This window comes from Hyphobacterium indicum (assembly GCF_003129605.1).
Taxonomy (GTDB): domain Bacteria; phylum Pseudomonadota; class Alphaproteobacteria; order Caulobacterales; family Maricaulaceae; genus Hyphobacterium; species Hyphobacterium indicum.
Map to the genome: position 1 here is coordinate 364,262 of NZ_QBDX01000004.1, position 24,777 is coordinate 389,038.

Annotated in this window: 19 protein-coding genes; 9 read left to right on the forward strand and 10 right to left on the reverse strand. The window is 62.2% G+C overall.

Annotation, left to right across the window (positions count from 1 at the left end; genetic code table 11):
* Positions 1-3 precede the first annotated feature (3 nt).
* Both DBR16_RS09805 and DBR16_RS09810 read left to right on the forward strand, forming a co-directional pair.
* Positions 4-708, forward strand: a complete 705-nt coding sequence (locus DBR16_RS09805) for a DUF4197 domain-containing protein (protein ID WP_109261081.1) — start codon at positions 4-6, stop codon at positions 706-708.
* 16 nt (positions 709-724) lie between these two features.
* Positions 725-1,756, forward strand: coding sequence for an NAD-dependent epimerase/dehydratase family protein (locus tag DBR16_RS09810; RefSeq protein ID WP_109261082.1), 1,032 nt, complete (start codon positions 725-727; stop codon positions 1,754-1,756).
* Here the strand turns inward: DBR16_RS09810 and DBR16_RS09815 are convergent.
* The 9 genes from DBR16_RS09815 to DBR16_RS09855 all read right to left on the reverse strand — a co-directional run bounded on the left by DBR16_RS09815 (position 1,753) and on the right by DBR16_RS09855 (position 15,807).
* Entirely contained in the window at positions 1,753-2,541 is a 789-nt protein-coding gene (locus tag DBR16_RS09815) for a sulfite exporter TauE/SafE family protein (protein ID WP_199288386.1), read from the reverse strand. The two genes, DBR16_RS09810 and DBR16_RS09815, sit on opposite strands and share 4 nt — an antisense overlap.
* Before the next feature lie 111 nt (positions 2,542-2,652).
* A complete protein-coding gene (rfbA, locus tag DBR16_RS09820) occupies positions 2,653-3,537 on the reverse strand; it encodes a glucose-1-phosphate thymidylyltransferase RfbA (protein WP_109261084.1) in 885 nt (294 codons plus the stop codon).
* Between the two features lie 13 nt (positions 3,538-3,550).
* Complete coding sequence (gene rfbB / locus DBR16_RS09825; RefSeq protein WP_109261085.1) at positions 3,551-4,591, reverse strand: dTDP-glucose 4,6-dehydratase; 1,041 nt, start codon at positions 4,589-4,591, stop codon at positions 3,551-3,553.
* Between the two features lie 95 nt (positions 4,592-4,686).
* Positions 4,687-5,235, reverse strand: coding sequence for a hypothetical protein (locus tag DBR16_RS09830; protein ID WP_109261086.1), 549 nt, complete (start codon positions 5,233-5,235; stop codon positions 4,687-4,689).
* 148 nt (positions 5,236-5,383) lie between these two features.
* Positions 5,384-7,504, reverse strand: coding sequence for a M13 family metallopeptidase (locus DBR16_RS09835; RefSeq protein ID WP_233347731.1), 2,121 nt, complete (start codon positions 7,502-7,504; stop codon positions 5,384-5,386).
* 163 nt (positions 7,505-7,667) lie between these two features.
* A complete protein-coding gene (locus DBR16_RS09840; protein WP_109261087.1) occupies positions 7,668-9,761 on the reverse strand; it encodes a M13 family metallopeptidase in 2,094 nt (697 codons plus the stop codon).
* 115 nt (positions 9,762-9,876) lie between these two features.
* Positions 9,877-13,086 (reverse strand): efflux RND transporter permease subunit, encoded by a 3,210-nt coding sequence (locus DBR16_RS09845; protein WP_109261088.1) that lies wholly within the window; start codon positions 13,084-13,086, stop codon positions 9,877-9,879.
* Between the two features lie 24 nt (positions 13,087-13,110).
* The gene (locus DBR16_RS09850; protein ID WP_109261089.1) at positions 13,111-14,409 is read right to left on the reverse strand and encodes an efflux RND transporter periplasmic adaptor subunit; all 1,299 of its coding nucleotides are present in this window, start codon (positions 14,407-14,409) and stop codon (positions 13,111-13,113) included.
* A 9-nt stretch (positions 14,410-14,418) separates the two neighbouring features.
* Positions 14,419-15,807, reverse strand: a complete 1,389-nt coding sequence (locus DBR16_RS09855) for an efflux transporter outer membrane subunit (RefSeq protein WP_161539470.1) — start codon at positions 15,805-15,807, stop codon at positions 14,419-14,421.
* A 246-nt stretch (positions 15,808-16,053) separates the two neighbouring features.
* Here DBR16_RS09855 and DBR16_RS09860 point away from each other — a divergent pair, with 246 nt between their 5' ends.
* The 6 genes from DBR16_RS09860 to phoB all read left to right on the forward strand — a co-directional run bounded on the left by DBR16_RS09860 (position 16,054) and on the right by phoB (position 23,197).
* Positions 16,054-17,442, forward strand: a complete 1,389-nt coding sequence (locus tag DBR16_RS09860) for an ATP-binding protein (RefSeq protein ID WP_233347733.1) — start codon at positions 16,054-16,056, stop codon at positions 17,440-17,442.
* 170 nt (positions 17,443-17,612) lie between these two features.
* Positions 17,613-19,214 carry a phosphate ABC transporter permease subunit PstC gene (gene pstC / locus DBR16_RS09865; protein WP_109261091.1) on the forward strand — a complete coding sequence of 534 codons (1,602 nt, stop codon included), beginning with the start codon at positions 17,613-17,615 and terminating at the stop codon, positions 19,212-19,214.
* Positions 19,207-20,943 (forward strand): phosphate ABC transporter permease PstA, encoded by a 1,737-nt coding sequence (gene pstA / locus DBR16_RS09870; RefSeq protein ID WP_109261092.1) that lies wholly within the window; start codon positions 19,207-19,209, stop codon positions 20,941-20,943. Before pstC ends, pstA begins: the two co-directional genes overlap by 8 nt.
* A gap of 2 nt (positions 20,944-20,945) precedes the next feature.
* On the forward strand, positions 20,946-21,758 hold the full coding sequence (gene pstB / locus DBR16_RS09875) for a phosphate ABC transporter ATP-binding protein PstB (RefSeq protein WP_233347735.1): 813 nt from the start codon (positions 20,946-20,948) through the stop codon (positions 21,756-21,758).
* 34 nt (positions 21,759-21,792) lie between these two features.
* Positions 21,793-22,494, forward strand: coding sequence for a phosphate signaling complex protein PhoU (gene phoU / locus DBR16_RS09880; protein WP_109261094.1), 702 nt, complete (start codon positions 21,793-21,795; stop codon positions 22,492-22,494).
* A gap of 13 nt (positions 22,495-22,507) precedes the next feature.
* A complete protein-coding gene (phoB, locus tag DBR16_RS09885; protein WP_109261095.1) occupies positions 22,508-23,197 on the forward strand; it encodes a phosphate regulon transcriptional regulator PhoB in 690 nt (229 codons plus the stop codon).
* Positions 23,198-23,200: 3 nt separating this feature from the next.
* Here phoB and DBR16_RS09890 read toward each other — a convergent pair whose 3' ends face one another.
* Complete coding sequence (locus DBR16_RS09890) at positions 23,201-23,716, reverse strand: GcrA family cell cycle regulator (protein WP_109261096.1); 516 nt, start codon at positions 23,714-23,716, stop codon at positions 23,201-23,203.
* 212 nt (positions 23,717-23,928) lie between these two features.
* Between DBR16_RS09890 and DBR16_RS09895 the strand changes: the two genes are divergently transcribed.
* Positions 23,929-24,744, forward strand: coding sequence for an ABC transporter permease (locus DBR16_RS09895; RefSeq protein ID WP_109261097.1), 816 nt, complete (start codon positions 23,929-23,931; stop codon positions 24,742-24,744).
* Positions 24,745-24,777: the final 33 nt, after the last annotated feature.

Consider the following 24,777-nt stretch of genomic DNA (forward strand, 5'->3'; position numbering starts at 1 on the left):
CTCATGATCCATCGCCGCCTGTTTTTGACGACGGCTGCGGCCGCAATGCTATGGCCCGGTGCGGCTCAGGCACAGGGCGCCGCCCCCGGCATCCGCTCCCTGCTGGTAACCGCGACACGGCAGGCCACGCAGCGCCTCGGCCAGCGCGATGGTTTCTTCGGCGACAGCATTGTCCGCATCCCCTTGCCGGGCATGCTGAACACGGCCCAGCGCCGCCTGCAGCCCATCGGCTTGTCCGGCCCGCTGGATGACCTGGAATTACGCATGAATCGTGCCGCCGAAGCGGTCATGCCGCAGGCCCGCGATCTGGTAATCAATGCCATCCGTTCAATGACGATCAATGACGGCCTGGATATTCTCCGCGGCGGCGATACCGCCGCCACGCAATATCTGCGCGGGCGCACCGAAACTTCGCTCACCGGCCTTCTGCGCCCGCCCATGGAAACGACGCTGGCCTCCTCAGGCGCTTACGGCGCGCTCGACAGTGCCGCCGGGCTGGTCGATAGCCAGTCCGGTATGAGCCAGCTGTTCGGCCGCAGCCGCAATGCCCGCTCCACTGCACGGGACTTTCGCGGTGAGGTGACCGATTTTGCGGTTGAAAAAGCGCTCGACGGGGTATTCCATTATGTCGGGGAAGAAGAGCGCGGCCTCCGCAGCAACCCTGCCGGGCGAACGCGCGATATATTGAGAGGCCTGTTCGGCCAGTAAATCCGGGGGGATCAGCATGGCACGTGTACTTGTAACCGGTATCAGCGGCTTCATAGCCAAACACGTCGCACTCCAGCTTCTGCAGGCCGGACACGAGGTCGTCGGCACCGTCCGTGACACCGCCCGCTCTGCATCCGTCAAGGAAACGCTGGTCCGCCATGGCGTAGATCACACCAAAATCCATTTCGCCGAAGCCGATCTGACAAGCGATAATGGCTGGGCCGCAGCGGTGGCCGGATGCGATTATATCCAGCACCTCGCCTCGCCCTTTCCGCTGGCCCAGCCAGATGACCGCGAAGCCCTGGTCCCGGCCGCCCGCGACGGCCTGCTGCGTGTCGTCAAGGCCGGACTTGACGCCGGTGCAAAGCGGATCGTGGTCACCTCCTCACTCGCCGCGGTCATGTATCATCCCAAATTCAAGGGCGAATTCGAGGCTGGCCCGGAGGACTGGTCGGACCCGGACTGGAAAGCCATCTCGCCCTATATCGTCTCCAAGACCCGCGCCGAACAGGCGCTCTGGGCCTTGCTCGACGAACGCGGTGAACGCCACCGCGCCACCGTGATCAATCCCGGCCTCGTCCTCGGCCCGTCGCTGGATGAACGTATCGGCACTTCGCTTTCGGTCGTGGAAATGCTGCTCAAGGGCGCTTACCCGGCGAGCCCGCCATTGCAGTTTCCGACAGTGGATGTCCGCGATCTGGCCGCCCTGCATGTCGCGGCGATGGACTCACCCAATACCGGCGGACTGCGTCTGCTCGCCGCGGCAGACACCGTCTCCATGCAGGAGATGGCGCTAATACTGGCCGCGGCCTTCCCGGCCTTTTCCAGAAAAATTCCGACGAAGGAATTGCCGGCATGGGTCGTCCGCTTCATGGCGCTGTTCGACAGGAATCTGAAATCGGTTCTCGCTGACCTTGGCCGCCGCCGGATCGCGAAAACCGCCTATGTCACGGAAAAGACCGGTATTGCTTTCCGTCCGGCCCGGGAAGCCATCGAGGCCGCCGCCGAATCCCTGATCGAATACGGGGTCGTCAGCCCGCCCCGCTAACCCTGCGGCATGGCGTGATAGAGTGTGCGCAAACCATCCACGGCCACCATCACGCCCACCGAAATGACGATGCCGGAAAACACGTAATTCAGCGCCCGCTTGCGGAGCGCAAGCGTTTTTGACGCCCAGCTGCCGGCAATTCCGCCCAGTACGCCACCCAGTATGAACAGAATGGCGATGCGCCATACAATCAGGCCGGATACCGCATAACTGGCGGCGGTGGCCGAGCCGAATGCGGTCACCGATACGAGTGACGAGCCGATGGCGTTGAGCAACGGCATGGCCGTTGCCACGATCAGGCCCGGCACGATGAGAAAACCGCCGCCAATTCCGAAAAAGCCCGACAGCCCGCCAACCACGAAGCCGGAGGCAGCCAGACGCGGCGCAATTTTCCAGGTCAGCTGGATGTCACCATTCCCTCCGGCACGCGGCCGCAGCATCAGCACGCCGACGACAATCATCAAAAGGCCGAAAAGCCCGAGCAATAGTTCGCCATCCACCCGCTTGCCCAGGGCTGCGCCTGCGACGGCTCCGAGCACGCCCGCCGCAGCAAACACCAGCGCGCATTGCCATTTCACATTGCCGGCGCGGGCATGGGTGAGAAGGTTGAACAGTGCGCTGACCGCCACGGCAAGGGCACCGGTGCCGATCGCCAGATGCGGACTGCCGATGCGGACCACATAGACCAGCAGCGGCACGGCCAGAATGGACCCGCCACCGCCAATCAGGCCGAGGATGAAACCGACCAGACTGCCGGAAAAAACCGAGAGTAGATCCTGAAGCATGTGGGGATCAGCCACCCGGATTCACGGACATGGCACCGCGACGGAGAGCCTGTTGGGTTATCAGCGCGCGTATAATTGTCATGGCGTTCCCGCTGCAAACGATCCCGGAGCCTATACGCTCCGGGCCAGCAAGTCTTTCAGATATTTCTGATATTCGGTTTTCGGACTGTCATCCACCAGTTCCGCCAGACCGGCCCGGTCGATGAATCCCATGCGGAAGGCGATCTCTTCCGGGCAGGCGACTTTCAGACCTGTACGCTCCTCGACCACCTTGATGAATTGCCCCGCTTCGAACAGGTCGGCATGGGTGCCCCCATCCAGCCAGGCAACACCGCGGCCGATGGTTTTCACATGCAGGTCGCCGCGTTCCATATAGGCGCGGTTGACGTCGGTGATTTCCAGCTCGCCGCGTCCCGAGGGTTTCAGCTTCCAGGCAATGTCCAGCACGTCCGGATCATAGAAATAGATGCCGGGCACGGCGAGTTTCGACTTCGGCTTTTTCGGCTTTTCCTCAAGTGAAATGGCCCTTCCGTCCTCGCCCAGCTCGACCACGCCAAAGGCCGAAGGATCGGCGACTTCATAGCCGAAAATCGTCGCGCCCTTGTCCTGCGTCGCGGCTTCCTGAATCCGCTTGGACAGCCCATCACCATAAAAGATGTTATCGCCGAGGATCAGCGCGATATTGTGACCTGCCAGCTCGTTGGCAGCGACGCGGAAGCCTTCGGCGATCCCCCCCGGCCGATTCTGGGCCACATACTCAAACGTCAGCCCCCACTTCTTGCCATCCCCCAGCAGGGACTGGATCTGCGGGATGGAATCCGGGCTGGAGACAATCACGAAATCCCTGACCCCGCCCAGCATCAGGGTGGTCAGCGGATAATAGATCATCGGCTTGTCGAAGACCGGCAGGAGGTGCTTGTTGACTGCATGGGTCAACGGATAGAGACGGCTTCCGGTGCCACCGGCCAGGATCAGGCCTTTCCACTTGGATTTCATGGCGTGTCTCCTGTCAGCGCCCGAGCCCGAGGCGCGAAATTTCTTCCCTGTCCCGCGACAGCCAGTCCGGATGAGCCAGATACCAGTCGACGGTCTCTGACAGGCCGCTGTCAAGCGTCACGGACGGCCGCCAGCCCAGCTCGTCCCGGGCGCGCTGGTTGTTGACGGCATACCGCAGATCATGCCCGGGGCGGTCGGTGACAAAGCGGATCTGGTCTTCATACGGCCGGTCCGCCGGGCGTTTCGCGTCCAGCAGGCGGCAGAGCGTGCGGACCAGATCGATATTGGTCCGCTCTGCATCGCCACCGAAATTGTATTTCCGGCCGGCCACCCCCTGGCCGGCGGCAGCCAGAAGACCCTCCACATGGTCGGACACATAGAGCCAGTCGCGAATATTCTCGCCCGTGCCGTAAACCGGGATATCGCCGCCGGACAGAGCCGTGCGGATAACCGTCGGGATCAGTTTTTCCGGATGCTGGAAGGGTCCGTAATTGTTCGAGCAATTGGTAATGATGACCGGCAGGCCGTAGGTTTCCATCCAGGCCCGCGCGAGATGGTCCGCCCCGGCTTTCGAAGCCGCATAGGGACTGTTGGGCGCATAGGGCGTATCTTCGGTGAAGGCCGGATCGCCCGGGCCGAGCGTGCCATAGACTTCATCCGTCGAGACATGGATAAAGCGGAAGGCCGCGCGGGCCGGCTCATCCAGATCGCGCCAGTATGCCAGCGCGGTATCCAGCATCACCGACGTACCGGTGACATTTGTCCGGATGAAGATGCCCGGACCGTCAATCGACCGGTCGACATGACTTTCCGCGGCCAGATGAAAGACGCGCTGCGGCCGGAAATCTGTGAAGGCGGACGCAACGGCCGGCGCATCGGCGATATCGACCTTGCGGAAGCGGTAGGTTTCAGAATCGGCAATATCGGCGACGGATCGTGCATCGCCGGCATAGGTCATGGCGTCCAGATTGAGGACGTCATGTCCGTCCTTCACCAGCCGGCGCACCAGCGCCGATCCGATAAAGCCGCAACCGCCTGTCACCAGAATCCGCATCTACGCCCCAACCCCGTTCTGCCAACGGCAGAAAACAGCCCTGACAGGGAAAGGCAACCACCAAGCTCAGGATAAGCAGCCGATGCCGCCGGATTCTACTCCTGCCTGCTGAAAGTCAGCGCATGCTGGAATTCCCATTGGCCGGTGTCCGGATTTATGCGGTATTGTTCGGCTGTATATGTGTTGTCCGCACCTGTCCGGATGATATGACCGCCTTCGGTCCTCACACCGTTCGGCCAGGAAAACGTCTGCCGGATCGTGGCAAAATCGTCGCCATAGCGGGTCATCACCCCGTCACCAAAAGCGCCGCCCAGACCCCATTGCATCACGCGGGCCTGATTGTCACCGGCATGCCAGAACTCACGGAACTGCCAGAATTCTTCTGTCGAGCCATCTGCTCGAAGTCCGTAAAGACGGCCGGTCATGCCCGTATTTCCCGGCATGGCAGTCCATTGAAGGCCGAAATGGGTATAGGGGTTTTGATCCGAGACATCATGGTTTTCCGCGATCCATGCGCCACTGTCACGGGTCATGAAGCCGATATGAGCCTGATACCAGGCGGGCAGCGATGATGAATCGGACTGCGCACCGGCAATCGGTGCCGTCGCAAAGTACACCAGTACAAGGGCAATGATCAGGCGCATTGTAACCTCCCCGGATTTCAAAATCCCATCACAGCAGGAAATTTCCGGCACGGGCAGTGAATACGGTGTTTGAAACGTAACGATTGCGTGATCAAAAAAAAGCCCGGCGCTTGGGCCGGGCCTTTCCTGATGGATAGCCGGGACTGGGCTACCAGATGCTCACGCGTTCTTCCGGTGGAAGATAGAGATCATCATCCTCGGTGACGTTGAACGCCTCATACCAGGCGTCCATATTCCGGACGACCCCGTTTGTGCGGTACTGGTTCGGGCTGTGAACACCGGTCAGCACGCGGTTCCGCATGGAATCATCCGTGCGGATTCCGCGCCAGACCTGGGCCCAGGCCATGAAGAAGCGCTGCTCCGGCGTGAATCCGCCAATCTCCTCGCCACCGCCATGATCCTCAAGATACATGCGGTAGGCATGGAGCGCGATGGACAGACCGCCCAGATCGCCAATGTTTTCACCCATGGTCTGGGCCCCATTGACGTTCAGGCCTTCGACCGGTGAGAAGCCGTTATACTGGGCTTCCAGAACGGCCGTCCGGCTTTCGAACTCGTTGCGGGCAAACTCGGTCCACCAGTTGCGTTGCAGGCCGGTGCCATCGGACCGGCTGCCCTGATCGTCAAATCCATGGCCCATTTCATGGCCGATGACGCCGCCAATAGCTCCGAAATTCACGGCCATGTCGGCGAAGGGATCGAAGAAGGGCGGTTGCAGAATGGCCGCCGGAAAGACGATCTCGTTGCGTTGCGAGGAATAATAGGCATTCACCGTCTGCGGGCTCATGAACCATTCCCAGCTCCGGATGGGCCCGCCAAGGCGGGACCGTGAATCCGCCCGGCCCCAATCGCGCACCGCATTGGCATTGGCGATCAGCTGACCCGGCTCAAGACCGATGCTGGAATAATCCCGCCATTGCGTCGGATAGCCGATTTTCGGAATGAAGGCTTCCAGCTTGTCGAAAGCCTCTGCGCGGGTCTCGTTATCCATCCATTCCAGCGTTTCCAGCCGGTCGGCAAAAGCCCGGCGGAGATATTCCACCAGCTCGCTCATCTGGTCACGATAGTCCGGCGGGAAATACTGCTCGACATAGACTTGGCCGATCAGCTCTCCGAGCTGGCCGTTCACGAACTGCACGGCACGCAATTCGCGCGGGCGCTGTTCTTCGGTGCCGTTCAGGCGGCGGGCATAGAAATCGAAGGATGCATCATCGAAGGCCGCCGGCAGCATGGCCGTGTGATTGTCGATGAAATGGAAGGCCAGATAGGAACGCAGCGTCTCGACCGGCGTTTCGGCAAAGAGCTGTGCCAGCCCCTGCACCGCCGTGTCGGTATTGACGATGATTTCTTCCTGATCCGCCACGTCTTCGGCTTCCAGGAAGGCGCGCCAGTCAAAACCCGGCGCGAATTCGGTCAGCTCGTCGACTGTCATCAGATTGTAGTTGGCAATCCGGTCGCGGGCCTGGGCCCGGGTCCAGTGAATGTCGGCAATCGCGGTTTCCAGCGCCAGAATGGCTTCGGCGCGTTCGCGGCCATTCTCGATGCCGGAACGCTCAAACAGTCCGGTCATATAGTCGACATAGGCCTCGCGATGGCCCGGGAAGGGCTCGTCATCGCGCAGATAGTAATCGCGGTTGGGCAGACCCAGCCCGGCCTGTCCGGTCGAGATCACATAGCGCGACGGATCGCCCGGATCGATGGTCACGCCCATGGTGAACATCGACATTTGCGAAGGCATGCCGAACCAGCGGGCGATCTCCTCATGCGTCTCGGACGCCAGAATTGCATCAATATCCGCCTGCAACGGTGTCAGGCCCAATTCCTCGATCCGGTCCGTATCCAGATAATCGTTATAAAGGGTACCGATCTGGAATTCCGGTGTCCCGGGCTCGGCATCCATCGCCGCGGCCGCGTGAATAATGCCCTCGACCCGCTCTTCGGTTTGCAGGAAGAGCTCGGTAAAGCCGTTCAGGCTGGAAAAGCCCGGCGGATATTCGGCCGTGTCCAGCCAGCCTTCATTCACATAGCGGAAGAAGTCATCACCCGGATCAACGGTTTCGGAAATGTGTTGGGTTTCCACACCCCACTCGCCGAGCACGGCCTCGCCAGAGGCCATGTCACCGCCGGCACTGTCGGCCCCGGAGGTTTCCGACGGCGTTTCTTCAGCGTCTTCAACGCTGTCCGGCGCGGACTCGTCAGACATATCGGCCGGGCTGCACGCCACGACGAGGGCAAAGGCGCTGGAGGCCAGCAATAATTTCCTGATCACGTTCAAGCTCCCCAAGATAAAATCAATGGAGATACCTAACGCAGTTCCGGGCAAGCTCAACTGACAATCCTGTCATATTTGAATGTCAGTCCGCGCAAGGGGCCGGAAATGGAAATGGCCGGCCCCGCGGGGACCGGCCATTCCGCCAATGCAACAGGCGTGACTACCAGATGCGCACGCGCTCTTCCGGCGGCAGGTAGAGGGCGTCCTCTTCCGTGACCTCGAACGCCGCATACCAGGCGTCCAGATTGCGGACGACGCCATTGGTGCGGTATTGCGAAGGGCTGTGCGGATCGGTGACCAGACGCTGACGCAGATTGTCCTCGCGATAGAGGCGGCGCCAGACCTGGGCCCAGGCCAGGAAGAAGCGCTGATCGCCGGTCAGGCCGTCAATCACCGGCGCTTCCCCGCCACAGCAGGAGTCGAGATAGCGCTGATAGGCGGAATAGGCCATCTGAACGCCGCCCAGATCGCCGATATTCTCGCCCATGGTGAAGGTGCCATTCACGAACTCGCCCTCGATCGGCGAATAGCCGTCATACTGGGCTCCGAGGCGCTCTGCCCGTTCCGTGAAGGCGGTATTGGTTTCTTCCGTCCACCAGTTGCGGATCCGCCCGGCCTCGTCGAACTCGCGGCCCTGATCATCGAAACCGTGACCGATTTCATGTCCGATGACTGCGCCGATGGCACCGTAATTGATCGCCGGGTCGGCATTGGGATCAAAGAAGGGCGGTTGCAGAATACCGGCCGGGAAAGTGATCTGGTTCATCAGCGGATTGTAGGACGCATTCACGGTTTGCGGCGGGTACGGCCACTGACCGCGGTCCACCGGCCCGGCGAGGTCTTCGACCTGCTGGTTCCAGTTGAACTCACTGATACGCTGGAGATTCCCGAACAGGTCGTCGGTATCGATGACCAGCGTCGAATAATCTGTCCACTCATCCGGATAACCGATACGCGGTTCAAAGGTGGAGAGCTTGAGCAGGGCCTGCTCGCGGGTTTCATCATCCATCCAGGAAAGGTTTTCCAGGCGCTCTTCAAAAGCGGCCGTCAGGTTGGCCACCAGATCTTCCATCTGGTCCTTGGATTCCGGCGGGAAATGACGGTCGACATAGACCTGGCCCACGGCTTCACCCATGGAGCCGCCCACCAGATTCACGCCGCGGCGGTCGCGCGGGCGCTGCTCTTCGGTCCCGTTCAGAGTCCGTCCGAAGAATTCAAAGCTCGCAGCATCAAACGCCAGCGGCAGCGCATTGGTGTTCGAATTCAGCAGATGGAATGTCATGTAATCGCGCATCAGGTCGACCGGCGTCTCGGCAAAAATGGTCGCCGTGCTTTCGATCGCACTGGGTTGGGCCACCAGATAGGATTCCACTCCGTCAATCCCGAGCGCGGCCATGCCGGCTTCGAAATTGAATTGCGGGGCCAGCGTGGCAAGCTGATCCAGCGGCATCGGATTGTAGATGGCCTGGATGTTCCGGCTCTGCTCCTGTGTCCAGTGGACATCGGCGATACGGGTTTCCAGGGCCAGAATGGCCTCGGCTTTTTCAGCCCCGCCTTCAATGCCCGCCAGATCGAAAATTTGCGTGATATAAGCCTGATAGGCGGCGCGGTATTCGTCATAGCGCTCGCCTTCATTCAGATAGAAATCGCGGTCCGGCATGCCCAGCCCGCCCTGGCCGACAAAAACCGTATAACGGGTCGTATCCGCCGGATCGGGAATGATGCCGACCCCGTAAAGGGCCTGATGATCCAGGGTCGCGAACAGCGCCGCAAAATCCTCATGGGTTTCAGCCGCAGCGATCTCCGCCATCAGCGGTTCGACCGCTTCAAGGCCGCGCGCATCCAGCGCGTCCGTATTCATCCAGCTGGCATAGAGGTCGCCGACCTGCTGTTCGATCGAGCCGGCTTCACCGCCGGTTTCGGCCAGCTCGAGAATGATGTCCTGAACCTGCTGTTCGGCTTCCAGTGCCAGCTCGGTGAACATGCCGTAATTGGAGAGATCGGCCGGGATTTCGGTCGTATCCAGCCATTCGCCATTGGCGTAGCGGAAAAAGTCATTCCCGGGATCGACACTGGTATCCATACCGTCGAGATCAAAGCCCCACTCGCCGATTTCGGCAGAGGCGGTAACGGTCTCATGGCTTTCGGCCGATGTGCCATCGGTCTGTTCAACGATCGTGGTGTCAGGCGTTTGCGGCTCGCTGCACGCGGCCAGCAGGGCCAGGCAGGCGCTGCCCAATAGCAGTTTCTTCATTTTCAATGTCCCTTCTGAAGCCGGTTCCCCACCGGCGGATGGTGATTGCAGTCATCTTAGGCGATGTACGCGGCGCTGACCAATCCGCAATGCGGAGCGGCCAGCGCCGGATGCATCATTCGGCAGGCTGGATGGTACCGACATCGGTCTCCGGCTTGCCACCTTCGGTCTCGTGATAGGTCGACCCGATCCCCGGCAGTTTCTGACCGGTCCACATGCCGACCACGCCGCGCTTGATATCGACGCCGATGGCGTAGAGCGCGGGGACCAGCAGCAGGGTCAGGAACAGGGCGAAAACCACGGCAAAGCCCAGCGATACGACCATCGGCTTCAGGAATTGCGCCTGTGTCGAGGTCTCCGCCATCATCGGCAGGATGCCGAGGAAGGTGGTCACCGAGGTCAGGATGATCGGCCGGAAACGCTGCACGCCGGCATCGACCAGTGCCTGGAAGGCCCCGACGCCATTCGCCCGCAGACGGTTCACGAAATCGACCAATACCAGATTGTCATTGATCACCACACCTGCCGCGGCACCGACCCCGAAGAAGGAGAACAATGCGAACGGCATGCCGAACAGCAAGTGGCCGAACACGGCACCGGCATAGGCAAACGGGATGGCGATCATGATCAGCGCCGGCTGGGCATAGGAGCGGAAGGCGATGGCGAGCAGGATATAGATGCCGCCCAGCACGAGGATCACCAGATTGGCGAGCTCGGCCATGAATTCGGCCTCCCCCTCCGCCTGGCCGAATTCCTCCCGGCTGACATTGGGGTGACGCTCCTGCCAGGCCGGCCAGAAATCGGAGGCCATGCTGTCCATGACCTCACCGCGTGCCGTCGGATCCGTCAGTTCAGCAGCCACGGTAATGGTCCGCATGCGGTCGCGACGGTTGATCCGGTTCAGGCCCGGAGCAAATTCGACATCGGCCACCGCCGACAGCGGCACTTCACGTCCATCCGTTGTGCGAATGCGGAAATTACGCAGCGTATCCAGCGAGCGGCGGGCTTCCTCGGGCAGGCGCAGCATGACGCGTACATCCTGTCCATTGCGGGGCAGGCGCACGACTTCCTCGCCATAGAAGGCCTGGCGCACCTGGCGGGTGACATCCGCCAGCGTGATACCGAGCGCTTGCGCATCCGGCCGCAGGGTGAACTGCAATTCTTCCGCCGACGACTGCATGTTGTCGACCACATCATAGAGCGTGTCATAGGAACGCAATTGCTCCTTCAGCTCGTCTGCGGCCAGCCGCAATTCATCCAGATCCTGTCCGGAAATGGCAAACCGCAAACCGCTGCCGCCATTATTCAGCGTCGTGTCGAGGCGCACTTCTTCCGCGTCCGGAATGGGACCGAGGAAATCGCGCAATTGCTGGGCGACTTCACGCGTGGTCAGGCCGCCGGGCCGGACTTCCGGTTCGGCCAGCGTGATCCATGCCCGCACCCGGCCATCCGTGGCCAGTGTCGAGCGGCTTTCGATCATGTCGCCCTCGCCCGGATAAACCTCGCGGTAATGCTCCAGCGTCAGCTCCTCGGCCCGCTCCAATTGCTGGCGCACCTGTTCGGTCCGCGACCAGGGCGTGCCCTCGGCGAGCTGGATGCTGGCCTGGATGGTCTCATTCTCGATCTCCGGCATGAAGACGCTGCCGACCCGGTTGGTCGCCTGCAGCGCAATCGCCACCATGAACAGGCCGGTGAAGAAGATCAGCGTCGAATAGCGCCGCTGGACCGCAAAGACGACGGCATGGCGGTACACATGACGGGCAAACCAGATCATCGTGTCGGCAATGGCGCGCTGCAGTTTCAGCAGCGGCCCGAAAAAGCCGTCCATTTTCTCCGGCTTCAGATGCGCCAGGTGGGCCGGCAGGATGAACAGTGACTCGATCAGCGAGAAGGTCAGCGCCGCGATCACGACCAGCGATATCTGGCGGGTGAACTGAACCTCCGGCCCGGACAGCATCATCCACGGCGCGAACATCAGAATGGTGGTGATAACGGCGAAGATCACCGGCTTCGCCACCATCTGCGTGCCGACCACCGCGGCGGTCAGCCCGGTCTCCCCTCGCTCCACCCTGTCGTGGATATTCTCCCCGACAATAATGGCGTCATCGACCACAATCCCGATCACGATCAGGAAGGCGAAAAGCGACAGCATGTTCAGCGTCACACCCAGCAGCGGCAGGACCAGGAAAGCGCCGAGGAAAGCCACGCCGATTCCGACCGTCACCCAGAGGGCCACGACGGGGCGCAGGAACAGGACCAGCGCGATCAGCACGAACAGCATGCCCCAGGTCGCACTGCCCATCACCGTGTCGACACGGGCCTCGTACATTTCGGCATTATTCCACCACAGCGACATGGAAACGCCTTCCGGTAGGGTCGCCTGGCGCCGCTCGATATAGGCCTGGACCCCGTCCGAGACCTCGACCACATCCATGTTCGGGCTGGAGACGATCACCACCAGCGCCATCGGTTCACTGTTATAGGTGCCGACAAGATTGGCATCGACAAAACCGTCCGTGACGCTGGCAATATCGCTGATCCGGATGGTGCCGCCATCAGAGGTCTGCCGGACCACGATACGCTCGAAATCATCCGCGCTGTCACCCAGCTGGCGGGCGGTCAGGGAGACATCACCGATGTCCGTCCGCACCTGTCCGGCCGAGGCATTCAGCGAGGAGTTGCGCAGCGCCCGGGCGACTTCGTCAAAGGTCAGATTATAGCGGCGCAGATCATTTTCATTGACCTCGATCGAGACTTCCTCGTTCAGCGTGGCCCAGATCTGGACCAGTGAAACGCCCGGAACATCGGCCGAGACTTCATCGCGGATTTCGCGCGCAATCCGCTGCAGATCGCGGCGCGGGACGTGGCCGTGAACCGCAAAGCCCACGACCTGGTCCTCATTCCGCCACTGATTGACGATGGGCCGGTAAGCCGAAGGCGGCAGATTGTTGACGGAATTGACCTGTTGCTCGATCTCATTGATGAAGGTGCGCATATCGACCGAGCGAGAGCCCTCGATATTGATGAAGGCGCTGCCTTCGCGGGCCGTCGAGGTCATGTTCTCGATGCCGTCCACCGAGGAGACGGCCTCCTCGATCCGGACCACGATCTGCTCTTCCATCTCCTGCGGCGACGCGCCCGGCCAGGCAACGGAAACCGTGGCTCCGGCAAAGCTCGCCGTCGGGAAAACCTCGCGGTTCATGGTCGCAAGGCCGAGAATACCGCCCACAATGGCGACCAGCATGAGCAGGTTGGCGGCGACGCCATTACTCGCCCACCAGGCAATTATACCCTTGAATTCAGTATCCTGTTTCGGGTCCGTCATGACCGTCTCCCTGGTCTCGTCAGCCTAGTCATTTGCACTCGCAACCTGTGCGGTGTCATCGCCTTCGCCATTGGGCTCGGCAGCCTCTTCGTCTTCATCTGCGTCGTCATTTCCGCTCTCGATCACTGCAGACCGCTCCGCGATCAGCTCGCCGGCCTGGTCAAAGGTCCGGATGCGCATGCCATCGCTGGCCGCCCGGATCGGGCTGGTGACCACCAGATCATCCGCCGTCACGCCGCTGGAAATTACCAGACGGTCGGGATCAGACGTAATCACACTCACGTTACGAATACCGAGCGTGCCACCGACCTGGGCAACATAGACCGAGTCCGAGCCGCGCAAGGCGGACCGCGGCAACACATAGGCGCCGGTCACTTCGCGGCCCTGGATTTCGGCATCAACGAACAGGCCGACCGGCAGTGGCGAGCCGCCCTCTTCTGCCGCAACGCCATAGGGATCATCGATCTGGGCAATGGCGTACAACACACGCGTCTGGGTATCGATGGAACTGTCAGTGCGCACCAGCTCGGCATGCCATTCGCGATGTTGACCGGCCAGCACGGCCGAGATCCGGACCAAAGGCCCCGGATTGGCCTCGGTGGCCTGGAACGCCACCGGAATATTGAGCATCGACAACTGGTCATCGGTCAGCGGCAGGCGGACCTGGACCGCATCTGTTCCGAACACTTCACCCAGTGGCGTGCCCGGCGACACGAATTGTCCGACATCCGCGCTTTTCGTGCGGACGCGGCCATCGAACGGAGCGGAAATCCGTGTCCGCTCCAGCCCCAGACGTGCCTCCTGCAGCTGCGCTTCGGCAGCGGCCAGCGAGGCCCGCGCCTGGGCCAGTTGCGGTTCACGCAGCGTCAGGGCCGAGGCTTCGCCCTCGCCCAGCTCTGCCCATTCGCTCGCTGCCAGATCGGCTTCGGCCTGTTCCCGCACCAGCGCCTGACGCGCCTGGGCCACCTGGGCCTGGGCCCGGGTCACGGCGAGACGGTAATCTGCCTCGTCAATCTGGATCAGCGTTTCGCCGGCTTCAAAAAAACCGCCCTCGATGAAGTTCGGGTTCACATAGACGATGCGGCCGGACACCTGGGGCACCAGATTGATGCTGACAAGCGGCCGGACCTCGCCCTGCGTGGTTACGGTGAGGGTGACATTGGTGTTTTCAACCGGTGCCGCAAACACGGCGACCGGGCGGGGCTCTGAATTGGCCCGTTCGGGCTGCGGTGCGAACATGAACATCGCCACAAGAGCAAGAACAAACGCCGCAATGAGAAACACCGGCAATAACAGGAGCAAACGGCCTAAAGATTTCGTCATGACGCTTTCCTAACCCTCCAGATCACGCAGATCGGGAGCGTCAAAGCTTCCGCCGATTGCGAGATAGATATCGATACGATTGGTGGCCCGCTCCCGGCGGGCGCTGATATACTGGCCTTCAGAGGCAATTCTACGACTCTGGGCGTCCAGCAGTTCAAAAACAGTCGCAAGTCCGGACCCGTATTGGCGGATCACCAGCTCTTCGGCTTCGGCCGCCTGTTCATAGGCATTGCGGAGCGCCTCGACCCGCTGCGCGAGAATGCCGTCTGCATAAATGGCGTCCTCGGCCTCCCGCCACGCGGCCAGCACGGTGCTGGCATAGGCGGCAAGCTGGGCTTCGGCAGCCGCTTCGGCCCGGTCACGTTCGGCACGCAGCGCACCACCCTGGAAGATCGGCGCGGTCAGTCCGCCAATGGCCTGCGCAATATAGGTGTCGAGGTCGAAAATATCCGCCGGGTCCGCGCCGCCCGTATCCAGCGTTCCGCGCAGGGTGAGGCTGGGCAGGAGCGCATCGCGGGCGATCTCGGCCTGAAGGCCGGCCGCCTGCAGGCGCGCTTCCGCCGCCCGCAAATCGGGACGCCGCGACAGCAATTCGCCCGGCGCGCCGATTCCCGACAGCGCCGTGAATTCCGGCAGGTCGGCCTCATGTTCGATATTGCCGGCCGGATAGCGGCCCAGCAGGATTTCAAGGCTGCGCGCAGCAGAGGCCTGCGCGCGCTGACGCGAGGCCAGCACCGCTTCACTGGACGCCAGCGCAGACCGGAAGGTCCGCACATCGGATGACCGCGACACACCGGCCCCGAACCGCCGCTCGATCAGGCCGAGCGAGCGCCGCTTGGTTTCCACATCGCGCGCGGCCAGATCGGTCTGCAGCCGGGCTTCAATCAGCAGGAACCAGGCCCGCGCCACCTGTCCGGCAACCGAAAGCCGGGCACCGGCATAGTCGGCATCGGTCGCTTCGTATTCCAGGACACCGGCCTGCGCCCGCGCGGCGAGCCGGCCCCAGAGATCAGCTTCCCAGGACACGCCCAGCCCGGCACCATAACTGGTTGATCCTCCGGCATCGGTTTCGCGCTGGGTGACACCCAGATCGGCACTGACACCGGGAAGGCGTCCGGCATTGGCCGCCCGGGCACTGGCCCGGGCCGCACGGATACGCGCTTCTGCCGACAGAATGCCGGGATTTTCGGTCACCGCTTCATCTATCAGTTGCGACAGCCGGGCGTCATTGAACGTCGCGATCCAGTTCTCGATTCGGGCCGGATCGGTATCGGTGCCGGACGCCCACACAGCGGGCGAGGACGGCAGGGCGTCCGCACCACGCATCGCCGGTCCTGTGGATGCACAGGAGGCCAGCGCAATGGCGGTGACGGAGAGGAGGAGGGTGCGTTTTATCATACGGAACTCTTGATGCCGGGGAGGGCGGATTTGGATGCACCCTAAAATCAGCTTTTCGAATGTCAACAAATTTTTATCGAAAAACAATAATTCTTTAGCGATGAACATGAAAACCCTCTCGAATATCACTATGCCTACGGAACAATTCACGGCGGTCACACGCAGTGTTCGCCACCACAGAGGCAGTTGATTACCTTCGGAATTGCGGCCCTTATGAGCCTTGAAGATTCAGGAAGCGAGTGAATTTTGAGCAAGGATTCCCGGTCCGAGCCGGATGGCCATCGCCTCAGGCGGCGTGACACGGTCGCGCTCACCGCGATCGCCGTGGCGGTTCTGCTGGTGCTGGCTATCACTGGTGCGGTTTCGCTGTGGGTGGCGCTTTCGGCAGCCAGCGCAATCGCGGCCCTGTCATTTATCTATTTCCTCCTGATTTCCACCGTCGTTGCGCCCCGCCCCGCCTCGCCGGCCCTCGCGCCGGGAAACAGATCCACGGACACGCTCTCGCCGGCCCGGGAAATCCTCGATCATCTCCCCTTTCCCGTCATGCTGGTGGGACCCGGCGGCCGCATCGAGCGCGCCAATCCGGCCGCGCATGAATTTCTCGGTCTGGGAGCGGAATCCGGCCTGCTATCGGCCTCACTGCGCCAGCCCAAAGTGCTCGAGGCGGTCAGCGCCGTCCTCAAGGGCGAGAAGGCGCGAATTGTCGAATATTCCACCGTGGCGCCGATCGAAAGTCATGTCCGGGTCCATGTCATTCCGCTGAAGGCCGAGGAGCCGGGCGCCTTTCCCTGGCGGGCTCTATTGGTCCTCGCCGACGAAACGTCGAGCAAGCGGGCCGAGCGCATGCGCGCCGACTTCCTCGCCAATGCCAGCCATGAATTGCGCACACCGCTGGCGTCGCTGGCCGGCTTCATCGAAACCCTGCGCGGTCATGCCCGGGATGACATCGCCGCGCGCGACAGATTCCTGTCCATCATGCAGGACCAGACCGAGCGCATGCGGCGCCTGATCAACGATCTGCTGTCGCTCAGCCGCGTCGAGATGGACGAGCATGTTCCGCCCAGCGGCGAAGCGGATCTGGCCGCCATGGCACTGGACACGATCGATTCTGTCGGACCTCTGGCCAAACCCAGGGACATCCGGATCGACTTCGAGGGCGACCGCAGTGCCAAAGTCGTCGGCGAGCGCGACCAGCTCTTCGAGATCGCCCAGAATCTGATCGAGAATGCGATCAAGTATTCCGAGCCCGGCGCGCGTATCATTTGTGACATTCACGCCGATATCGGCCGCGAGGATATCGAACGCCTGACCAGCTGTCTGGGGCCGGAGGCCGGACGCCTGACCATTGCCGCGCCGGCCCGTTCCGCCGGCACCCGATTCGCCCTGTTGCGCGTGCGGGACGCAGGCAAGGGTATCGAAAGACGGCATTTGCCGCGCCTGTCAGAACGGTTTTACCGCGTTGATGGCCAGAAAAGCGGTCCCAAGGAGGGGACGGGGCTGGGGCTGGCCATCGTCAAACACATTGTCAGCCGTCATCGCGGCGGATTCTTTGTGGAAAGCCTGCCCGGCGAAGGATCGGTGTTTTCTGTCATCATCCCGCGGCACATAGCAGAAACCCCGCCTGCAGAGGGCTGATACAGAAGCTGCACCTTTTTCCGGAACGCCGATCCCGGCCCTCCGGACCGCCGCCGTCATCAAACTGTTATGAAAATGACATAAGCGCGCCGTGATCCGGCTGCTAGGGGACGCGGATGTGAGAATCCGGCGGTCTGCGCCGTGCCGATAAAGCTGCTGACTGGGAAGACATGCCAATCAACGCCCTTATTTTGTTGATGATGCTCGTGCTGATCTCTGCCGCCTTCTATGTCGGCAGGAGCCGCGCCTTGCGCGCGTCCGGGCGGGGCTCCATCAGCCTTCACTCCCTGCCCAATTATCACGGATATTTCGTCGCCCTCTGGACCGGTGTGCCCGCCCTTCTCCTGATGGCGGCAATGGCCGTATTCGGATCCTCCATTTCCGAGTCCGTCATCGAAATGCGCCTCAATCAGGCGGCTGCGCCACTGGCCGCCGACCTTGAGGCACAGCTGGCGGAAGATTCGCTCATCCAGTCGGCCCGGCGCACGCTGGACGCGTCTGCGGATGTCAATGCCGCCACCCAGGCGCGGGCAGCCATTCAAAGCCGCAGGACCGCGATTGCGGACAGCATCGCTGACACAGCCCGGGAATCCGGGGCATCCGGCCTCGCGCTTGCCGGTTTTGAATATGCCAATCTGCCGCCCGAACGGCGCGGCCTGTTCACCAATGATGCACGCGCACTGGCCTTCAACGGACAGCCCAGTGAAATCACGCCCGCCATCGAAGCCACGGCGTCCGCTTTCCGCCCGGTGGACCGGATTGTGCGTTACGGCGGGGCGGTCCTCGCCATCCTGCTGGCCATGGCCGGGCTGGCCTGGTCACGCTCACGCGTGAAGGCCGGGTTCCGCGCCCGCAACCGCGTCGAAGCCGCCTTTATGGGCTTTTTGATGTTCTGCTCCGGCATCGCCATTCTGACCACGATCGGCATTGTGGCGTCACTCCTGTTTGAATCGCTGCGTTTCTTCGAGGCGATCAACTGGCGTCTGGACCAGTTCCTGTTCGGCACCCAATGGAGCCCGCAGACCGCCATCCGCGCCGAACAGGTGGGGCAGACCGGCGCGTTCGGAGCCGTGCCGCTGTTTGCCGGCACCTTCATGATCACCATTATCGCCATTCTGGTCGCCGGGCCGATCGGCCTGTTTGCGGCGATCTACCTGTCGGAATATGCCGGCAAGCGGACCCGCAAGATCGTCAAGCCGGTCATGGAAATCCTGGCCGGCATTCCGACCGTGGTCTACGGCTTCTTCGCCCTGTTGACCGTCGGGCCGGCGATCCGGGCCGCCGCCCAGTTTGTCGGTTTTGAAAGCGCCGTCACCCAGTCGGCATTGTCGGCCGGCCTCGTCATGGGTGTGATGATCATTCCTTTCGTCTCTTCCCTGTCCGATGATGTGATCAACGCCGTTCCCCAGACGCTGCGCGACGGCGCCTATGCGATGGGCGCCACCAAGTCGGAAACCGTCAAACAGGTGATCCTGCCCGCCGCCCTGCCCGGTATTGTCGGGGCCTTCCTTCTGGCCGTCAGCCGCGCCGTCGGCGAAACCATGATTGTGGTCATGGCGGCCGGTCAGGGGGCCAATCTGACCGCCAATCCGCTGGAATCGGTCACCACCATCACCGTGCAGATCGTCATGCTGCTCACCGGCGACCAGGAGTTTGACAGCGCCAAGACGCTCTCGGCTTTCGCCCTCGGTCTCGTCCTGTTCATTTTCACGCTCGCGCTGAACGTCATCGCCCTGCGCGTTGTGCAGAGATATCGGGAAAAATATGATTAACCGCACCGATATACAGGCCGCCGTTGAAGCCCGCCTCGCCAAGCGATACCGCGCGGAAGGCCGCTTCCGCATGTTCGGCATTCTCGCAATCATGGCGGCGATTTCGGTGCTGATCCTGCTCATCGGCTCCATTGCCAGCCAGTCCATTCCCGCCTTCCGGGTCAACGAGCTGACCTTGCCGGTGACGCTCGAAACCGCGCGCGTCGATCCCGCCGGAGATGGCAGCGAGGCCTCTCTGCGCCGCGGCGCCTATAACAGCCTGTTGCAGGAAGCCCTGCGGGACGAGTTTCCGGAAATCGAGGACCGGGGCCAGCTGCGGGAGCTCTTTGGCCTCTACACACCGCTGAATTCCGCACGCCTACAGAACCAGGTTCTCGCCAATCCGGGCCTTGTCGGTCGGACCATCGACTTCACCTTCCCGATTTCCGACGATGCCGACCTCTATCTCCAGGGGCTCACAACGACGTCCGGCGAAGTGGCGCCGGGCCTCATGGCGACCCCTTCCGGCACCAGTGGCGAAGTGCGGATCTTTGCCAATTCCAATGTTTTTTCTCCCATCGTCTCCGACATTCGCGAGCGCTTGGCCACCCAGGCCGAAGAGCTCGAGGACCGCGCCGAACGCTATGAAACCCGCGCCGCCAATGCGGCCGGCGAGGACGCCCGCGTCAGCCTGACCCGCGAGGCCGAGCAGGCCCGCACCCGGGCCGCGAGCCTGCGCGCGCTCGCCGAACCCGGCAGCCCGTCCGTCGACATGTCGCCGGAATTGCCCAGCCGCCTGATCCGGATGAATGGCGGCATTGTTCATATTGACCGCATCACCGATAGCGGCCGCACCGCAGAGGGCCGTGTCCTGGTGGCGCTCGAATCCACCACCCCCGGCGATGACTGGACCATCTGGACGCTGGACACGCCCCAGGCCGAACGCCGCATCACCGATGCCCAGATTGCCTGGGCTGAAACCCTGCGCGAACGCGGGCGTCTGGAGACCGGCTTCAACACCTATCTCTTCACCAATGCTGACAGCCGCGAACCGGAACTGGCCGGCGTCCTTGGCGCCGTCATCGGCTCGGCGCTGACCATGCTGGTCACCATGTTCCTGGCCGTCCCGATCGGCGTGGCGACTGCCGTCTATCTGGAAGAATTCGCTCCGAAGAACCGCCTGACCGGCTTCATCGAGGTCAATATCAACAATCTCGCCGCCGTGCCGTCCATCGTTTTCGGTCTGCTCGGCCTCGCCGTCTTTATCAGCCTGTTCGGCCTACCGCGCTCGGCCCCGCTTGTGGGCGGTATGGTGCTGGCCCTGATGACGCTGCCAACCGTGATCATATCCTCGCGCGCCGCCCTGAAAGCCGTTCCGCCCTCCATCCGCGAAGCCGCGCTCGGCGTCGGCGCATCGCGCCTGCAGACGGTCGTGCACCACGTCCTGCCGCTGGCCGCGCCGGGCATTCTGACCGGCTCCATCATCGGCCTCGCCCAGGCCATGGGCGAAACCGCGCCGCTCCTGATGATCGGCATGGTCGCCTTTGTTGCCGACGCGCCCAGCCTGTCTGTCGGCGGGCTGACGGAGCCGGCGACCGTCATGCCGGTACAGATTTTCCTCTGGTCCGATGGCGCCGAGCGCGCCTTCGAACCCCGCACGGCCGCCGCCATTCTGGTGCTGCTGGCCCTGATGATTGTGTTTAATGCCGTAGCGGTCTTCCTGCGCCGCCGGTTCGAGCGGAGATGGTAGGTATGGCGGATTCCGGAACCCGGTCCTCGACGGTTTATCACGACGCGGCGAAGACCCTCCAGGGCAAGATCACGCTGGACGGTGTGAATGTCTTCTATGGCCCCAAACAGGCCATTCATGACGTCTCCATGGTGATTCCCGACCGCTCGGTGACCGCTTTCATCGGCCCGTCCGGCTGTGGCAAATCCACCATATTGCGGACCATCAACCGCATGAACGAGACCATCGACATTGCCCGCACCGAAGGGTCGATCCGGATTGATGGCGACGAGGTCAATTCCAAGGCCGTGGATCCGGTCATCCTGCGCGCCCGCGTCGGCATGGTCTTCCAGAAGCCAAACCCCTTCCCCAAATCCATCTACGACAATGTCGCCTATGGCCCGCGCATTCACGGCCTCGCTTCTGGCAAGCGCGATCTCGATGCCATTGTCGAGACCAGCCTGAAAAAGGCCGGTCTGTGGGACGAGGTCGCCGACCGCCTCGACCAGCCCGGCACCGGCTTGTCCGGCGGCCAGCAGCAACGCCTCGTCATCGCCCGCGCCATTGCCGTCAGCCCGGAAGTTATCCTGATGGACGAGCCCTGCTCGGCGCTGGATCCGATCGCCACCGCCAAGATCGAGGAGCTGATCGACGAATTGCGCGAGAATTACTGCATCGTCATCGTCACCCACTCCATGGCGCAGGCCGCGCGCGTTTCGCAGATGACCGCCTTCTTCCACATGGGCGATCTGGTCGAATACGGCCCCACGGAAGACATTTTCACCAATCCACACGAGCCCCGGACACAGGACTATATCACCGGACGCTTCGGTTAGGGTCCTGACCCTGGGCCGCTGAAAGAGCAAAGCCATGAATAACCAACTCCACGCCCACACGGTTCGCGCCTATTCCGACGAACTCAATGCGCTGTCTGATGAAATCGCGCGCATGGGCGGCCTCTGCGAGAGCCAGGTCTCCGACTGTATTGCCGCCGTCATGCGCCGCGATCCGGCACTGGCCGATCAGGTGGTCGAGGGCGATCACCAGGTCGATGCGCTGGAAAGCGCGACGGAAAAGCGGGTGATCCGCATGCTCGCCCTGCGCCAGCCCATGGCGTCAGACCTGCGCGCCACCATCGCCGCCTACCGGATATCCGGCGATCTCGAACGCATCGGCGATCTCGCCAAGAATATTGCCCGGCGGACGCATGAGCTGAACAAGTCCGAACCGCTGGAGCTGACCCGCAGCGTCGAGCGCATGGGCAAGCTGGTGGTCGCCAACCTGCACCGCGTTCTGGATGCCTTCTCCGCCGGTTCCGCCGAGGAAGCCATTGCCGTCTGCCGCTCCGACGAGGAAGTCGACGAGCATTACAACAGCCTGTTCCGCGAACTCCTCTCCTTCATGATCGAGGATCCGCGCACCATCACCGCCAGCGCACACCTTCTGTTCGTCGCCAAGAATCTCGAACGCATCGGCGACCACACCACAAATATCGCCGAGATGATCCACTATCTCGTCACGGGTAACGAGCTGCACCGTGAGATCCGCCGCGATCCTGGCGACGTGGCCTGAACCGGAGATCAAGATGGACCCGCATATTCTGGTTGTTGAAGACGAGGACGCCCTCTCCACCCTGCTTCAGTACAATCTGGAAAAGGAAGGCTATCAGGTCTCGGTCGCCGGCGATGGCGAGGAGGCGCTGATGCTGGCCGATGAAGCCACGCCCGACCTGGTCCTGGTCGACTGGATGCTGCCCAAACTCTCCGGCATCGAGGTCTGCCGCCGCCTGCGCAACCGGCCCGAGACCCGCAATGTCCCGATCATCATGCTGACCGCGCGCGGCGAGGAAGCCGATCGTATCCGCGGCCTCGACACCGGGGCTGACGATTATGTCGTCAAGCCCTTCTCGATGACCGAGCTATTCGCCCGCATCCGCGCCGTCATGCGGCGCATCCGCCCCGGCCTCGCCGATGACAAGGTCACACATGGCGATATCGTCATCGACCGCGTCGCCCACCGGGTCCGCCGCGGCGACCAGGAAGTGCATCTCGGGCCGACCGAATTCCGCCTGCTGGACTATCTCATCCAGCATCCGGGCCGGGTCTTCTCGCGCGAACAATTGCTCGATGCTGTCTGGGGCTCCGACGTCTATGTCGAGGTCCGTACCGTGGACGTGCATATCGGACGGTTGCGCAAAGCCCTGAATATCAGCGGCAACCAGACCGATCCGATCCGCACCGTGCGCTCGGCCGGATATTCGCTGGATGCGAAATAGCGCCTAGAAATTCACCCGTCTTGTGGATTGCAGCGCATCCAGCGCAGCCTGCGCGTCGGAGACTTTGCGCTTGCGCTTCTGCTGCGGCTGATAGGCGATCTGGGCGTGAGCCTCGCAATAGGCATCCCCGGCCTTGGAGCGGTGGCCGCAGAAGCGGAAATCACCGCTGGCGGGATCGCCGATGGGCCATTTGCACATCGAGTCCTTCAGCGTCAGAACGGTGGCGAATTCGCCATTCGGCAGACGTTCCGGCGCGGGTGCCTCGATCGCGCGTTCAGCCGCCTTGCGCGGCGCGGGCACCTTGGCCTTGACCGGAGCGGCCACCCGCGGCTTGGGCGCGCGGGCCGGACGGCTGGACGGACGGGAAGGCGCTGCGCGGCCGGACAGGCCGAGGCGGTGCACCTTGCCGATCACGGCATTGCGGGTGACGCCGCCGATTTTCTTGGCAATCTGACTGGCAGAATGGCCCTCGGCCCACAACTTCTTCAACTCTTCCACGCGCTCATCGGTCCAGGCCATTCTCTCGCTCCACCAATTCTGCGGTGATACAATGGGCGGTATCACCGCCTCCCTCATCCGCAATATGTTGTGTCTTGTACGAGATACAGTATCCAGAACGCGTCCTGCCACAAGATGCGCGTACTGATTCGCCTGTGGAAAGCTGATTCGGATGCAGCTGGCCACCATCATCCGGCTCGCCCGGCGGCCCTGTGCGTGCTAGTTGGCTGCCCATGACAGAGACTCACACCGCCCGCCCCGCCCCTGTGCCCCGCCGTTTCGGAGCGTTGAATGCGCTTGGCCTGTGGACGCTCTACCGCAAGGAAGTGCACCGCTTCTGGAAAGTCATGTTCCAGACCGTGTTTGCGCCGGTGGTGACCACACTGCTCTTCTTCGCCGTGATCAATCTCGCCTTCGGCGAACGCCGCGGTGACATTGCCGGCGTGCCCTTTGCCGACTTTCTCGCCCCCGGCCTCATCCTGATGGGCCTGTTGCAGAACGCCTTCGCCAATTCCTCCTCTTCCATCCTGGTGTCCAAGGTGCAGGGCAATTCGGTCGATTTCCTGATGCCGCCGCTTTCCGCGCTGGAATTGATGATCGCATTCATCGCCGGGGCAGTGACACGCGGCATCGTGGTGGCCGTGGCCACCGGCGCCGTCATGGCCTTCTTTGTCGATCTGACCCCGGCCCATGTCTGGGCCATCGTCTTCTATGCCATCACGGGCGCCTCGCTGCTGGGCATGATCGGCCTGATCGGCGGCGTCTGGGCGGAGAAGTTCGACCATATCGCCGTCATTACCAATTTCATCATCACGCCGCTGACCTTCCTCTCCGGCACCTTCTATTCCATCGAGGTACTGCCCGAGCCCTTCTACACGCTCAGCCATATCAACCCTTTCTTCTACATGATTGACGGCTTCCGCTATGGCTTCACCGGCCATGCCGATGGCAGCATTCTGGCCGGTATTCTCGTCATTCTGGCGCTGAATGCCGTTCTGATGACGATCTCCTATCTGGTATTGCGCTCCGGCTGGCGCTTGAAGAGTTGAGCGGACAGGCCTAGACGGCTTTTTGAATACCAT